The organism is Marinactinospora rubrisoli, assembly GCF_042664915.1.
GTDB lineage: Bacteria > Actinomycetota > Actinomycetes > Streptosporangiales > Streptosporangiaceae > Marinitenerispora > Marinitenerispora rubrisoli.
Genome location: NZ_JBHTBH010000015.1, coordinates 63,685 through 77,399 on the forward strand (window position 1 = coordinate 63,685; position 13,715 = coordinate 77,399).

General features: G+C 72.6%; 14 protein-coding genes. 8 read left to right on the plus strand and 6 right to left on the minus strand.

The window, feature by feature from the left end:
• Positions 1–37 precede the first annotated feature (37 nt).
• Entirely contained in the window at positions 38–973 is a 936-nt protein-coding gene (locus ACFQRF_RS25160; protein ID WP_379873671.1) for a U32 family peptidase, read from the minus strand.
• A gap of 294 nt (positions 974–1,267) precedes the next feature.
• On the opposite strand from ACFQRF_RS25160, the gene ACFQRF_RS25165 reads away from it, so the two are divergent.
• The gene (locus ACFQRF_RS25165; protein WP_379873672.1) at positions 1,268–1,558 is read left to right on the plus strand and encodes a hypothetical protein; all 291 of its coding nucleotides are present in this window, start codon (positions 1,268–1,270) and stop codon (positions 1,556–1,558) included.
• 30 nt (positions 1,559–1,588) lie between these two features.
• Here ACFQRF_RS25165 and ACFQRF_RS25170 read toward each other — a convergent pair whose 3' ends face one another.
• From ACFQRF_RS25170 to ACFQRF_RS25180, 3 genes are read right to left on the minus strand one after another with little or no spacing between them, the layout of a single operon-like run.
• Entirely contained in the window at positions 1,589–2,038 is a 450-nt protein-coding gene (locus ACFQRF_RS25170) for a MaoC/PaaZ C-terminal domain-containing protein (protein ID WP_379873673.1), read from the minus strand.
• A 52-nt stretch (positions 2,039–2,090) separates the two neighbouring features.
• Positions 2,091–2,525 carry an FAS1-like dehydratase domain-containing protein gene (locus tag ACFQRF_RS25175; RefSeq protein WP_379873674.1) on the minus strand — a complete coding sequence of 145 codons (435 nt, stop codon included), beginning with the start codon at positions 2,523–2,525 and terminating at the stop codon, positions 2,091–2,093.
• The gene (locus tag ACFQRF_RS25180) at positions 2,522–3,280 is read right to left on the minus strand and encodes a GntR family transcriptional regulator (RefSeq protein WP_379873675.1); all 759 of its coding nucleotides are present in this window, start codon (positions 3,278–3,280) and stop codon (positions 2,522–2,524) included. Before ACFQRF_RS25180 ends, ACFQRF_RS25175 begins: the two co-directional genes overlap by 4 nt.
• A 175-nt stretch (positions 3,281–3,455) precedes the next feature.
• On the opposite strand from ACFQRF_RS25180, the gene ACFQRF_RS25185 reads away from it, so the two are divergent.
• The 7 genes from ACFQRF_RS25185 to ACFQRF_RS25215 all read left to right on the plus strand — a co-directional run bounded on the left by ACFQRF_RS25185 (position 3,456) and on the right by ACFQRF_RS25215 (position 11,454).
• Entirely contained in the window at positions 3,456–4,706 is a 1,251-nt protein-coding gene (locus ACFQRF_RS25185; protein WP_379873676.1) for a CaiB/BaiF CoA transferase family protein, read from the plus strand.
• A gap of 99 nt (positions 4,707–4,805) precedes the next feature.
• Positions 4,806–5,201, plus strand: a complete 396-nt coding sequence (locus tag ACFQRF_RS25190; protein WP_379873677.1) for a thioesterase family protein — start codon at positions 4,806–4,808, stop codon at positions 5,199–5,201.
• A gap of 25 nt (positions 5,202–5,226) precedes the next feature.
• Positions 5,227–6,201, plus strand: a complete 975-nt coding sequence (locus ACFQRF_RS25195; RefSeq protein WP_379873678.1) for a tripartite tricarboxylate transporter substrate binding protein — start codon at positions 5,227–5,229, stop codon at positions 6,199–6,201.
• A complete protein-coding gene (locus ACFQRF_RS25200) occupies positions 6,198–6,749 on the plus strand; it encodes a tripartite tricarboxylate transporter TctB family protein (RefSeq protein WP_379873679.1) in 552 nt (183 codons plus the stop codon). Before ACFQRF_RS25195 ends, ACFQRF_RS25200 begins: the two co-directional genes overlap by 4 nt.
• Positions 6,746–8,335, plus strand: a complete 1,590-nt coding sequence (locus ACFQRF_RS25205; RefSeq protein WP_379873680.1) for a tripartite tricarboxylate transporter permease — start codon at positions 6,746–6,748, stop codon at positions 8,333–8,335. The genes ACFQRF_RS25200 and ACFQRF_RS25205 overlap by 4 nt, the downstream gene beginning before the upstream one ends.
• A complete protein-coding gene (locus ACFQRF_RS25210) occupies positions 8,332–9,114 on the plus strand; it encodes an enoyl-CoA hydratase/isomerase family protein (RefSeq protein WP_379873681.1) in 783 nt (260 codons plus the stop codon). The genes ACFQRF_RS25205 and ACFQRF_RS25210 overlap by 4 nt, the downstream gene beginning before the upstream one ends.
• Before the next feature lie 198 nt (positions 9,115–9,312).
• The gene (locus ACFQRF_RS25215; protein WP_379873682.1) at positions 9,313–11,454 is read left to right on the plus strand and encodes an insecticidal delta-endotoxin Cry8Ea1 family protein; all 2,142 of its coding nucleotides are present in this window, start codon (positions 9,313–9,315) and stop codon (positions 11,452–11,454) included.
• A gap of 95 nt (positions 11,455–11,549) precedes the next feature.
• Here ACFQRF_RS25215 and ACFQRF_RS25220 read toward each other — a convergent pair whose 3' ends face one another.
• Both ACFQRF_RS25220 and ACFQRF_RS25225 read right to left on the minus strand, forming a co-directional pair.
• Positions 11,550–12,173: a TetR/AcrR family transcriptional regulator gene (locus ACFQRF_RS25220; protein WP_379873683.1), complete on the minus strand. Its 624-nt coding sequence runs from the start codon at positions 12,171–12,173 to the stop codon at positions 11,550–11,552.
• 182 nt (positions 12,174–12,355) lie between these two features.
• Positions 12,356–13,687: an MFS transporter gene (locus tag ACFQRF_RS25225; protein ID WP_379873684.1), complete on the minus strand. Its 1,332-nt coding sequence runs from the start codon at positions 13,685–13,687 to the stop codon at positions 12,356–12,358.
• Between the last annotated feature and the right edge of the window lie 28 nt (positions 13,688–13,715).

The following is a 13,715-nucleotide window of genomic DNA, read 5'->3' on the forward strand; positions in this document are numbered from 1 at the left end:
GCCGGGCGCGGTGCCGGGGAGGTGGCCGCCCGGTGGCTCAGACCCGCGGGACGCCCAGGTCGTCCGGCACGCCGTCTTGCGCCGGGCGGCCGGCGAGTTCGGGGGCGAGGTCGGCGAGGAGGCCGAGCACCAGTTCGGCGCGGCGCACCCGTTCGCGGCCGAGGTCGGCGGCGAGGGCGGCGAGGTGCCGGCCGCTCGGGTAGATGTTGGGGGCATTGCGCACGCCCAGCTTGAGGTGGACCGGGGCGGCCGAGCGGACCAGCGCGGGGACGTCGTAGAAGCGGACGGCGCCGCCCTGATCGTCGGGGACCTCCACGTAGACGTCGACGGCCGCCGTGGTGGCGGCCCGGATCTCGGCGATGTCGCGGACGGGCAGGTCGGTGGAGACGTTGAGGCTGGTGGCGCCGAGCCGCTGGTAGAGGGCGCCGGTGGGGGCGTTGGCGAGGGGCATGAGCACCGATGTCTTGAGGACGAGGTCGGCCGGGAGCGTGCCGTCGGCCTTCATGCGGCCGAGCACGTCGAGCACGCCGACGTCGCCGACGAGGAGGCTGCGGACACCCAGGTCGACCGCGCGCAGCGCCTCGTTGACGCAGGCCGACACCGTCGCGTTGCCGCGGGCGGCGCCCCCGGCCGCCGCGGTGATTTTGGCCTGGCCGCCGATGTCCCAGGCGCCACGCGGGCCGATGAACAGGTTGACCTCGACCCGGGCCTGTGCCCCGAGGGCGGCCATGCGGCGGATCTCGGCGTCCGTGAGCATCATGACCCCGCTGCCCTGGGAGACGCGGTCGATCCGCACGTCGCGCGCGGCCGCCTCCTCCAGGACCGCCGCGAACACGTCGGGGCCCTCGCAACTGGGGATCTCGACCCGGAAGCGCGATCCGTCGGCGAACGTCGCGGTCGACTCCGGCGGCGCGCCGTCGATGACGGGGTGGCCGAACCGGCCGGCCAGGGCCGACAGTGCGGTGTGGTGCATGGGGCCTCCGTGAGTTGTGAAGCGGCCCGGGAGGGCCGGGTGTGGCTGATGGGGTTTCGCCTTCCGTGGCTTCCAAGGAATGGCCGCCCGGCCCTCCGGGGCGCTCCGGTCGCTGATCGAGATCCGCGCACGAGTCGGTGTTCACGGAGATCACGACGGGGTGTCCACGGGCCGACGGCACGAGAGCGAACGCCTGGAGGAACGGATGGAACCTCGCGGCAACGGATCCGGGTCGGTATCGACGCGGGCAAGGCCCACCACTGGGCCACCGCCGTCGGCGAGTCCGGCGGCACCGTGTGGTCGAAGAAGATCGGCAACGACGGAGGCGAGACCCTGGACGCCCTCGCCGGACTCCCGGCCCTGGCCGATGAGGTCGTCCGGGGCATCGACATCTCCTTCGTGTCGTCGGTGCTGGAACCGAGGCTCCGGCGCCTTGGGGGCCGGGTGGTCCTCCTGTCCCTGCCGGGGGCGGCCCCCCGAGGGGGAGCGGAGTTCGCCATCGCGGTCGACGGACCCGTCCACCTCCCGCAGTGCGGGACGCCCGGCCTCCCACGCCGGGGGGAATGCATCGCCGTCAGGCGCTGATGGCCCTGGCCGGCGGACGCTTCCGCGCGGTCAGCCCGCTCCGGGCGGGGGCGGGGCCGGGTCGGTGAGGGTGACGACGGCGCGGCCCACGGTGGTGGTGGCGCCCTCGGCGTTCTCCGTCCGGATGCTGAGTTCGACGCGGCCGTCCCCGGCGGTCTCCACTCGTGCGGCGCAGGTGAGTTCGTGCTCGCGGTAGTCCATCGCCCGGTAGCGCACGCTGAGGGAGGTGAGGCGTCCGGCGTCGCCGGCCCACTCGGTGACGAGGCGGCCGAGCAGCGCCGCCTTGTACAGGCCGTGCAGGGACAGCTCGGGGTGCCCGAGCCGGCGGGCGAACTCCAGGTCGTAGTGCATCTCGTAGAAGTCGCCCGACGCTCCGGCGTAGCGGACGATGTCGCGCAGGGTCGGTGTCAGCCGCAGCGGCGGCAGTTCCGTGCCGGTGGCCACCGACCGGGGGGTCGCGGCGTGGGCGGGCTCGCTCATCGGGTGCTCCTCGGCTTCGTGGTGGGCGGGGAGACGGGCGGGGGTCGTGGCCTCACCGGCGCAGTCGCACGCCGGTGTGGCGGACGAGGAGGCCGCCGTGCTCGTCGGTGAAGTCGGTGACGAAGGTGAGCAGCGCGAACGTCCCCGACCGCCCGCGTTTCTCGGCGACGTCGGTGAGCCGGGGCGCGGAGTGCAGGACGGCGCCGACCCGGACGGGCCGGTGGCCCTCGAAGGCGTCCTCGCCGTTCAGCCACCCGGTGCCGTACCGCAGAGCGGGCGGGCAGTCGGGCGGTTCGCGCAGGAAGCACGCGGCGAAGGTGAGCGGCGCCTCGTCGGAGCGGGCCGCGCCGATGGCGTCCTGGTAGGAGTGCAGGTGCCGCCGTTCCACGGTGTCGATCCGGGCCGGTCCCCGCCAGCCGACCGCCGAACGCAGCGCCGCCATCGCGGGTGATTCGCGGCCGTCGCGGCCGTCCTGCCCGTCGGTCATGCCCGTTCCTCCTCCGTCAGCGTGGCGAGCCAGGCGCGCGCCTGGGCACTGCCGTCCTCCAGGGTGCCGGCGATGTCGGCGATGAAGGTGCGGTCGCCGTGGCGCTCCAGTTCGGCGAGGACCGGCTCGGGGTCTCCCGCTTCGATCAGGTCGAGCAGCCGGCGGTGGCGTTGCGCGTCCTCGGCCAGGGTCTCGTCCCGCCGGGCGCGGGCCCTGCGGTTCAGCGCCATGCAGAGCAGCATCTGCAGGTACAGCGAGCGGTAGGAGTCCTCCAGGCGCTGGTGCCCGGACAGGCCGATCACCGACAGGTGGAACTCGAACGCCGCCTCCGTCAGCGCCGCGGGGTCGTCGTCCCGGGCCGCCGTCTCCATCCGGGCCAGAGCGGCCCGGCAGCGCGCCAGCCGCGCCTCGTCCTGGACGGGCAGCGCGATCTCGATCGCCATGCGCTCCAGGACGCGGCGCAGCGTCACGATCTCGTAGACGTCGTGCAGGGTGAGCGGCGTGACGATCGCGCCCTTGTGGGCGACCTGCCGGATGAGGCCCTCCCGCTCCAGCAGCCGCAGCGCCTCCCGCAGCGGCGGGCGGCTGATGCCGAGCTCCTTGGTGAGCCGGTTCTCGACCACCCGGTCGCCCGGCAGGAGTTCACCGCCGATGATGCTCCGGCGCAGTGCCTGCGCGGCGAGCTGCACCATGCTCGGCGGCCGCTCGATCGGCGCCGGGCCCCTGCGGCCCGCCGCCGACTCGACGATTGCCATGTCCCTCCCCGTACGTCGCCGCCGCACCGCGCGCCGGTGCGGCGGCTCACTCAGCAGTGTGGCGCGCGTCTTGCGTCTTGTCTATTGACTGTTGTAGACAATATTCCACCAACCACCCTGTGGCACCGGTCACGCGGAGAAGTGGCCGACGTCACTTGTCCAGGGGAGGAGTGCCATGCCGCCGCATGCACAGGAGACGGCGAGGCCGCCATTGAGCGGGACCAAGGTCGTGGAGGTCGGCGCCTTCATGGCGGCCCCGTTCGCCACCATGCAGCTCGCCGACCTCGGCGCCGACGTGATCAAGATCGAGAATCCCGGCGGCGGCGACGCCGTGCGCGCCATCGGACCGTTCGTGGAGGGACGCAGCTCCCCCTTCCTCCGCCTGAACCGCAACAAGCGCTCCGTCGCGCTCGACCTCAAGACCGCCGAGGGCGCCGCGGTCCTGCGCCGGCTCCTCGACGACGCCGACGTCCTGGTGCAGAACCTGCGCCCCGGTGCGATGGAACGGCTCGGGCTCGGCTACGCCGACCTCGCCGAGACCCACCCGGCCCTGATCTACGCGTCCGCCTCCGGATGGGGCGCCGACGGCCCGCTGGCCGGCCGCCCCGGGCTCGACATCATGGCGCAGGCCCGTGCGGGACTGATGAGCATCACCGGGACGCCCGACGGCGATCCGGTCAAGGTCGGGGTGCCCATCTGCGACCTGACCTGCGGGCTCTACCTCGCCATGGGCGTGCTCGCCGCCCTGGAGGCGCGGCGCCGCACCGGGCGCGGGCAGCACGTGGACGTCTCGCTCCTGGAGTCCGGCGTCTCCTTCACCATCTGGGAGGCGGCCAAGTACTGGGGCGACGGCACGATCGGCCGGCCCAGCGGGTCCGCGCACCAGAGCACGGCCCCCTACCAGGCGCTGCGCACGTCCGACGGCTGGATCACCGTCGGCGCCGTGACACCGAAGACGTGGCGCGGCCTCTGCGAGGCGCTCGACCTCCCCGGGCTGCTGGCGGACCCGCGCTACGCCGACGCCCACGACCGCCACGGCCTGCGGCACGAGCTCATTCCCGCCATCGAGGCCGCGACGCTGCGGCGGACGACGGACGACCTCGTCACGGCCCTGGACGCGGCGGGCGTCCCGTGCGCGCCGATCAGCCGGACCGACCAGACCTATGAGGACGGCCACCTCGCCCAGCGCGGCTTCTTCTGGGACGCCGGCCACCCGGACCTCGGGCCGGTCCGCCAGATCGGTTCGCCGATGCGGCTGTCCGCGACCCCCGTCCGCCGCGGCACCGCGGGACCGGACCTGGGGGCCGACACCCGGGCTCTGCTGGAGGAGGCCGGCTTCGCCCGGGCCGAGATCGCCGACCTGACCGCCCGCGGCATCGTCGGCGCCGCGTCCGCGGTCTCCGGTGGGAACGAGCCGCCCGGCTGACCGGCGCCACGCGCGTACCTCCGTCTCCCGTCCCCCCGTAGCCCACCCCCGGCCCCCTGGCCGGCACGGCCCCGTACCGCCCCACCGACAGGAGTCCCCATGGCCGTCACGATCACCGTCGGTACCAGCATGACCGCGCACCGCGCCGTCGAGCCGCGGCACTGCACCGAACGCGGCGCGCACCGCATCCTCTCCACCCCCAATCTGGTGCTGTTCCTGGAGGAGACCGCGATCGAGGCGCTCGCCGGCCATATCGGCGAGCGGCAGAGCAGCGTCGGCAGCCGGGTCGACATCGCCCACACCGCCCCCACGCTGTGCGGCCAGACGGTCGCCGTCACCGCGACCGTCACAGAGGTCGACCGCCGCCGGGTGGTCTTCGAGATCACCGCGCACGACGGCGTCGAGCAGATCGCCTCCGGCGGCCACGAACGCTTCGTCATCGACGTGGACCGCTTCGGCGCCCGGCTCGCCGGCAAGAGCGCGCCGCCACGATGACCTCCGTGACTCCGGGAGGCCGCTGATGCCCGCCGCCGTTCGACGTCTCGCCGCCGCCGCGACCGCCCTGCTCCTCGCCACCGGGACGGGCGCGTGCTCGGGCCCGCCCGGGCCGCAGGCGGCGACCACCCGCGAACTCACCGACAACGTCACCATGATCGTCCCGTTCGGCGCCGGCGGCGGCAGCGACGTGGCCGGACGCGCCATCGCCGCCGGCCTGGAGTCGGTCACCACCGCCAACATCACCGTGGAGAACCGCGAAGGCGGTGCCGGCGCGATCGGCTACTCCTACCTCCTGACGCGGCGCGGCGACCCGAACTACCTGCTGGCGACCGAGACCGCCCTGCTCACGCTGCCGATCACCGCCGACACCGAGTTCGACTACACCGACTTCACGCCCGTCATGAGCCTCGGCGAGGACTTCACCCTGCTCGTGGTGCGGGCGGACTCCCCGCTCCACGGCTGCGCCGAGGCCGTCGACGCCGCCCGCCGGGAACGGGTCATCGCCGGGGTGGCCGGCGCGGCCAGCCTGGACAACGTCGTCTTCACGATGGTCGAGCAGGACACCGGGACCAGCTTCGACCGGGTCCCGTTCGACTCGGGCGGCGAGGTGATCGCCTCCCTCCTCGCCGGCCGCATCGACGTCGCCTCGCTGAACCCGAGCGAGGTCGCCGGGCAGTTGCGGTCCGGGGACCTGCGCGCGCTGTGCGTCTTCGCGGAAGAACGGTACGACTACCCCGGCATGACCGGCATCCCGACCGCCCGCGAGGAGGGGATCGACGTCGCCTACGGGCAGTTCCGCGGCGTGCTCGCCCCCGGCGGGATCAGCGACGAGGCGCTGGAGGCGTGGCTGGCCGCGAGCCGGGAGTTCGTGGCCGGCGACGCCTACGCCGAGTACGTCGAGACCAGCCTGATGCAGCCGAACCCGCTCTACGGCGCCGACTTCGGCGCCTATCTCGACGAGAGCAACGCCCGACTGGAAGGGGTACTGCGGCCATGAGACGCTTACCCATCCCGCGCCCCGGCTCCGGAGCACCGGCCCAGTACGGTCAGGTGGTCGCGTTCGGGGTGCTCACCGGTCTCGGCGGCGCGGTCGCCGTGGCGGCGCTGTCCTACGGCGTGTGGCTCGATGAGGGCCGGGTCGGGGCGGGGCTGCTGCCGCTCGTCCTCGGCCTGCTCCTGCTGCTGACCTGCGGCGCGCTCTTCGCCGCCGCGCTGCGCCGCGCGCTCACCCGGCGCTCACCCGCCCCCGGCACCGACTCCGGCACCGACCCCCGCGGGCGGACGCAGGCCGAGCGGGTGCGCAACCTGCGCGTCGTGTTCGCGCTGACGCTGGCGATGGTCGCGGTCCTGCCCTACGTCGGGATCCTCGTGGCCTTCGGCGGCTACGTCACCGCCGTGGCCACCCTGGTGGAGCGGCGGCCCTGGTACGCGGCCCTCGCCACCGCGGCGGCCGTGGTCGCCGCCGTGCACCTGGTCTTCGGGGTCCTGCTCGGCGTCCCGCTGCCCGGCTGGACGCTCACTCCGGCGATCGGCGGCGCGCCGTGATCGAGAACCTGATGATGGGGCTGGGAACGGCCCTCACCCCCGGGAACCTGCTGTGGTGCTTCGTCGGCGTCCTGGCCGGCACGGTGATCGGGCTGCTGCCCGGCCTGGGCTCCAGCACCGGCGTGGCCGTGCTGATCCCGCTGACGCTCGGGTTCGAACCGGTGACCGCGCTCATCATGCTCGCCGGGATCTACTACGGCTCCCAGTACGGCGGCACGATCACGTCGGTGCTGATCTCGACGCCCGGCGAGGCGTCCAGCGTCGCCACCACGTTCGACGGCTACCAGATGGCGAGGCGGGGCCGGGCGGGCGCGGCGCTGTCGATCGCCGCCATCGGCTCGTTCGCGGCGGCGATCGCCTCGCTGCTGCTGCTGTCCGCGCTGGCGCCGGTGTTCGCGCGGATGGCGCTGAATTTCGGGCCGGCGGAGAACCTGGCCGTGATGGTGCTCGGCCTGGCCACCATCATCGGGTTCTCCGGCGGCTCGCGGCTCAGCGGGGTCGCCATGGCCGGGCTGGGCCTGCTGCTCGCCATGGTGGGAATCGACTCCGCCACGGCGGAGTCCAGGTTCACGTTCGGCAGCACGAACCTGCTCGGCGGCATCCCGTTCGTCGAGGTGATGATCGGCCTGTTCGCGGTGGGCGAGGTGCTGTACCAGCTCCGGGTCGGCGAGGCCACGCCGATCCGGGCGCGGTTCCGCGACCTGGTCATCACCCGGGAGGAACTGCGCCGCTCGGGCGGGCCGATCGTCCGCGGGAGCCTGATCGGGTTCGTGCTGGGCTGCCTGCCCGGCGCGGGGTCAACGCTGGCGTCGTTCATGGCCTACGGCGTGGAGAAGCGCGTCTCGCGGCGCCGCTCGGAGTTCGGCTCGGGGGCGATCGAGGGCGTGGCCGCGCCGGAGAGCGCCAACAACGCCGCGGCGAACGCGAACTTCATCCCGACCCTGGCGCTCGGCATCCCCGGCGGCGCCACGACCGCCATCCTGCTCGGCGCGCTGCTGGTGTACGGCGTGCAGCCGGGCCCGCTGATGTTCGAGGAGCAGCCCGAGCTGGTGTGGGGGCTCCTGGCGTCGTTCTTCATCGGCAACGTGATGCTGCTGGTGCTGAACCTGCCGCTCGCCCCGCTCTTCGCGCAGTTGCTGCGGATTCCCTACGCCTACCTGTACCCGGTGATCATCTGCACGAGCTTCGTCGGCGCCTACTCGATCGACAACAGCCTGTACAGCGTGTGGATCGTGTTCGTGTTCGGTGTCGTCGGCTACCTCATGAAGCTGCTCGGCCTGCCCGTCGCCCCGCTGGTGCTGGGGCTGGTGCTCGGGCCGCTGCTGGAGAAGGCCCTGGTGCAGACGTCGGCGCTGGGCGACGGCGGCTTCGTGCTGGTCGCGCAGAGCCCCATCGCGCTGGCGACGTTGTGCCTCGCCGCCGCGCTCGCCTTCGGCCCCGCACTGCTCGCCGGCGTGCGGCGCCGGATCGGACCGGCCGCGGGCGCGCCGCGCCCCGCCGCTCCGGCGTCCGCCACCCCCGGACCCACGACCGAGACCACAACCGAGACCACAACCGAGACCACGACCGAACGGGAGGACCCATGACGAGCGGCGACCCGGAGCTCCGCGTCGAACGACGCGGTGCGGTGCTGGCCGTCACCTTCAACCGGCCCGAGGCGCGCAACGCGATGACCTGGGGCATGTACGAGGGCCTGTACGAGGCGTGCGAGACCGCCGACCGCGACGACGGCGTGCGGGCCATGCTGCTCAGCGGCGCGGGCACCGCCGCCTTCGTGGCCGGGACCGACATCGGGCAGTTCACCGAGTTCCGCGACGGTGCGGACGGCATCGCCTACGAGGAACGGATCGAGCGCGTCATCTCCCGGCTGGAGACCGTCACGGTGCCCACGGTGGCCGCGATCCGCGGCTACTGCGTCGGCGCCGGGCTCGCCATCGCCGCCGTCTGCGACCTGCGCGTCGCCGACTCGACCGCGCGGTTCGGGGTACCGGTGGCGCGGACGCTCGGGAACTGCCTTTCCATGAACACCTGCTCGCTGCTGGTCCACCACTTCGGCCCGGCCCGCACCCTGGACGTCCTGCTGCGGGCCCGCCTGTACACGGCGGAGGAGTCCGCCGCGGCCGGCTTCCTCGCGGAGGTGTGCGAACCGGCGGACCTGGACGACCGGGCCGCGGCCGTGCTGGACCGGGTGCTCGGCCACGCGCCGCTGTCCATGTGGGCGGCCAAGGAGGCGGTCCGCCGTCTGCGCCGCGCCGCCCTGCCCGACGGCGACGACATCGTGGCCCGGGTATTCGGCAGCCAGGACTTCGCCGCGGGGGTGCGGGCCTTCCTGGCCAAGGAGCGGCCGGAGTGGCAGGGGAGGTGACCGGGAGGGGCCGGGACGCCCGTCCGCGCCGGTCCGCGCGTCCGGACGTATCGCCCACCTCCGAATCGGGCCAACATTTCCCCAGCCGCACGTCAGTGCGGGCCGGGCGGGTAGCGGCGCCGGGCGTACACCGTCATGGGGTCGCTCCACGACTCCGCGCAAGGCGGACGGACCGCCCGACACCACTGGAGACACGCGATGACCCGTTCAGAGCACGCCCGCGCCGATACCGCCGTGGACCGGACCGGCGAGGTGCCCGTGCCTCGTCAGGCACGTGACGCCTTCGGGCTCTCGGACTCCGCGCAGCCGCGGGCCAAGAAGGACATGGACATCGCTCTGGCGGCGATGAAGCAGCTCATCAGCGGCATATGCGCCGTGGTCCCCGGCTGGGGCACGCTGATCGCCACGGGTCTGGGGATCGGGCTCTCCTATCTGTGGCCGTCGGGAAAGGACGACGTGTGGCTGGAGATCCAGGACCGTGTCAAGAAGCTCGTGAAGCAGGAGATCGAAAGCCTGTACAAGAAGTTGATGGAGAACGAGCTCAAGGGGCTCTACGGGCTGTGCAGCCGGTACAAGAAGTCGGCCGAGGCGGCGTACAAGAACTCGGCCAGTGACAAGGACAAGGAAGACGCCCGGACGGACTGGAAGGCCATCGAGACGGCGATCATTCGCGATCTGCCCGCCTTCCAGGACAAGGATTACAAGGTGGCGGTTCTGCCGCTCTTCGTCCAGGTCGCCAACATCCACCTGTTCATCCTCCGGGACATGTGCGTGAACGGGAAGAAACTCGGGTTCGGCGACACCAAGATCGAGAACTGCAGAACGACCCTCCGCGACCTCACCCAGGGCGGCTCCCCCACGTACATCGACTACGTCATGGCGACCTACGAGGCCGGCTGGGACAAGATCGACGCGTTCGACAAGAAGGTGGAATTCCACCGGCTGATGTGGTTCGCCGCGGTCGAGTACGCCCAGGTGTACTGGCGCCCGTTCGGGGACTGGCAGAAGAAGTACGATCACCTGACCCGCGATGTGGAGCTCTTCTGGGGGCCTTTCGGGAAACGCTCCTCCACAAATCTGGAACGATTCTTCACCAAGAGCGAATGGAAGCACCGCCCGGCGAAGGGCGGCCGGATGACGGGCGTCAAGGCGTGGTGCCAGAAATACAAGACCCCGAAGACCGCGCACGAGTACACGCTCATGCACGGTATGCGGACGCGCCAGGGCGACAGTTGGCAGGGAGTCGACGGAAAGGAGAAGGGCCAGTGCTTCGGCTGCGACGAGAAACCGCCCTACTCCCCGGGGCAGGGAAAGTACTTCCAGGGTTTCCATGTCTACCACGAGCCGAAGAACGGCCTGTTCAACTACGTCCAGTTCCAGGACAGTACCGGGAGCTACACCGACCATCTCGGAAGCCTGGGGTACCCGGGCGGAGAACACCTCGACTGCGGGATCGAGGACTTCGAGGTCTCCCAGGCCCGGATCCTCGACTTCGACCATCGCCAGCACGCCGGCTCGATGATGTTCGCCTTCCGGCCGGTGAGCACGAAGGTCAAGTACAAGGAGATCAAGCCCCCGCTGTGCCACATGGTGCTGTCGCCCGAGGGCATGGACGGCGTGCTCACGCCGCCGCGCTACAGCGTCGCCGAGGGATCCGGTCTCGCGCTGCGGCCGCCGGACGGCACTCTGGCACAGCAGTGGGAGTTCCAGGGCGCCGGAGACGGGCTGTGCCGCCTCGTCAACCGGTACAGCCGCTTGCACCTCGTCCGCACCCCCGAGGGGGTGCGCCTGGGTGACGCCGCTCCCCAGGCGCCCGAGGCGCTGTGGCGCCAGGTGCGCGACGACGAGGGGCTGCTCACGCTGGCCTGCCCGGGGGACGGCGGGGCGAGGCTGAGCGCCGTCGGCGACGTGGTGGGTCTCGCCGGGGCCGAGGCCGCCCGCTGGGTCGCCGTCCCCGCGATCGCCGCGGGATCGCTGCGTCCATCCGGGGTCCCCGTGGTCGACACCGAGCCGTGTCCGGGCGGTGACGGCCGCGGCTCCACCCGGGTGCGCGTGACGGTCCCCCGGGACGGCGAGCCGGTGCCGGACTGGAGGGTGACGTTCCACCTTCCCTGCGAGGCCGGGGAGGAGGTCGACGTCGACGGCGCCGCGGTCGTCTCGGCCGGCCGTGACGACCGCGGCCTGCGCGTCACCGTGGCCGCACGGGATTCCCGGCAGCGCTCGCTGGACCCGGGGACGGCGGTGGAGTTCACCGTGACCGTGCCGATGCCGGCCGGCGCCCGGGACCGCGGCCCGGTGCCGGCCGACGTCCGCCTCAACGGGACCCAGGTCGGCGGTTGAGGACACCTCGGCCGCGCGAGCCGAGCCCGGCGGAGGGGCCGACCGGCATACCCGGGCCACGGCCCGCCCGCTCCGCCAGGGCCGCCCGGGCGGCGTCAGTGGACGGGTAGGGGCGTCAGGTCGAGTCGGCCGTCGGCGAAAGCCACCGTGGCGGAGACCAGAGCGCGCAGACAGGCCACTTCGTGCTCCTCGTCGGGCACGGCGAACCGCTGGAGCGAGAGCCCGTCGAAACCGGCCAGGAAGAACCGGGCGACCGCCTCCGCCGGCTGGGCGAGCCGCTGACCGGTGCGTTCGGCGGTCCTGGTCACGAGGTCCGCCGTCGCGCCGATCGTGTCGCGGTAGTGGCCGTTGTGCACCTCGATCAGGCCGGGCGTGCGCGACGCGAGCATGCCGAGTTCACAGAGCAGCCGGTAGTTCCGGGGGTTCTCGCGCACGGTCCGCCACAGGGCGGCGGCCAGGGCGGCGATCGCCTCGGTGAAGTCCCCCGCCTCGGGCGCCGCCCGCTCGACCTGCCCGATCAGCTCCTCCGTGAGCTGCTTCAGCACCGCGCGGTACAGGTCCTCTTTCGTGCCGAACGTGTAATGCACCGTCGCCTGCGCCACTCCCAGCTCGGCCGCGATCGCGCGGGTGCTGCCCGCCGCCACCCCCTCCCGGGCCATGAGGTCGATCGCCGCTCTGATCAGCTGGGGACGGCGTTCAGCCGCCGGGACATGCGCCATGGGGACCAGCGTAGCGACGTGGTCGGGCGATCACGTCACTCGCTCGCGTCGCCGTGCGCACGCCGCGAACGCCGTCCCGCACGCCCATCGGCGCGCCTCGCGACGGGACGCCAGGGCGCGTCGCGAAAATCCGCAGGTCGCCGTGGGCGGCGGAGCGGGCTCCGCCGCCCACGGAAGTGCGTTCAGCGTCGGCGGGCGGCGCGCACGAGGGCGCGCACCCGTTCGCGTTCCGCACGGTCCCAGGTCTCCCGGGTGAGGACGATGCCGGCGAGGCCGATCACGGCCGCGCCCAGGTAGAGCAGGGCGGCGCCCGGCCAGCCGAAGGCGCCGGCCAGCGCCGCGGCGAGCAGCGGGGCGAAGCCGCCGAGAGCCGCCGCCACCTGGTAGCCGAGGGAGGCGCCGGACGTGCGGGTCGTGGTGCGGAACTGCTCGGTGAGCAGCGAGCCCTGAGCGCCGGTGAGGGCGGCGTGGATGAATCCGATGCCGATGATGAACACCGCCACGACGAGCGCGGGCTGCCCGTCGTTGGTGAGCAGGTACATCGGGAAGGCGAACAGGATCGCGGCGATGCAGGCGCCGACGTAGATCGGGCGCCGGCCGACCCGGTCGGTGAGCGCGCCCGCGAGGAAGGTGACGAAGATGGCGGTGATGCTCGCGGCGGTGATCGCGCCGAGGGCGACGGGCCGCAGCGACGGGTCGCGTTCGGTGAGGTGGTTGAGCAGGTAGGTCGCGGTGGAGTAGTAGGCGAAGGACTCGACGATGCGCAGCGCGATGACGCGCAGGATGCCGCGCCAGTCGTTGCGCAGTGTCGCGAGGAAGGGGTTCTTCTCGGTCTTCCCGGCCGCCTGGGCCTCCTGGAACTCCGGTGATTCGGAGAGCCGGGAACGTACGACGAGCGCCACGACGACGAGGACGGCGCTGAGCAGGAACGGGGTGCGCCACGCCCAGTCGCCTTCGAGACCGGCGGAGAGCGCGAACATGCCGCTGGCCAGGGCGATGCCGAGCGGGTTGCCCGACTGCGGGATGGCGGCGTACATGCCGCGCCGGTGCCATGGCGCGTGCTCGTAGGCCATGGTGATGGCGCCGCCCCATTCCGCACCGAAGGCCAGCCCCTGGACCATGCGGATGACGGTGAGCAGGATCGGGGCGAGGACACCGATCTGGGAGTAGGTCGGCAGCACCCCGATGATGAAGGTCGCCGCTCCCATGACGATCATGGCGCCGACGAGCACGGGCTTGCGTCCGAATCTGTCGCCGAGGAAGCCGCCGATCGCCCCGCCGAGCGGGCGCATGACGAACCCGACGGCGAGGGTGGCGAACGCCAGCAGGGTTCCGGTGAACCGGTCGCTCTCGGGGAAGAACACCGTGCCGAAGTAGAGCGCGGAGGCGGTGCCATAGGCGATGAAGTCGTAGTTCTCGACGCTGGTGCCCACGGCCGCGGCGATGGCGGTCTTGTTGCGGTCCTTCGAGCCGAGTGGTGAGCGCCGGACGGCCGCGGTGGGTGATGAGGACAAGGGGACTCCTGCGATCGGGCCGGTGCGG

Coding starts and splice junctions, on each gene's coding strand:
- ACFQRF_RS25160 (WP_379873671.1), bottom strand. CDS start 973: ATGCACCACACCGCACTGTCGGCCCTGGCCGGCCGGTTCGGCCACCCC.
- ACFQRF_RS25170 (WP_379873673.1), bottom strand. CDS start 2,038: ATGAGCGAGCCCGCCCACGCCGCGACCCCCCGGTCGGTGGCCACCGGC.
- ACFQRF_RS25175 (WP_379873674.1), bottom strand. CDS start 2,525: ATGACCGACGGGCAGGACGGCCGCGACGGCCGCGAATCACCCGCGATG.
- ACFQRF_RS25180 (WP_379873675.1), bottom strand. CDS start 3,280: ATGGCAATCGTCGAGTCGGCGGCGGGCCGCAGGGGCCCGGCGCCGATC.
- ACFQRF_RS25185 (WP_379873676.1), top strand. CDS start 3,456: ATGCCGCCGCATGCACAGGAGACGGCGAGGCCGCCATTGAGCGGGACC.
- ACFQRF_RS25190 (WP_379873677.1), top strand. CDS start 4,806: ATGGCCGTCACGATCACCGTCGGTACCAGCATGACCGCGCACCGCGCC.
- ACFQRF_RS25195 (WP_379873678.1), top strand. CDS start 5,227: ATGCCCGCCGCCGTTCGACGTCTCGCCGCCGCCGCGACCGCCCTGCTC.
- ACFQRF_RS25200 (WP_379873679.1), top strand. CDS start 6,198: ATGAGACGCTTACCCATCCCGCGCCCCGGCTCCGGAGCACCGGCCCAG.
- ACFQRF_RS25210 (WP_379873681.1), top strand. CDS start 8,332: ATGACGAGCGGCGACCCGGAGCTCCGCGTCGAACGACGCGGTGCGGTG.
- ACFQRF_RS25215 (WP_379873682.1), top strand. CDS start 9,313: ATGACCCGTTCAGAGCACGCCCGCGCCGATACCGCCGTGGACCGGACC.
- ACFQRF_RS25220 (WP_379873683.1), bottom strand. CDS start 12,173: ATGGCGCATGTCCCGGCGGCTGAACGCCGTCCCCAGCTGATCAGAGCG.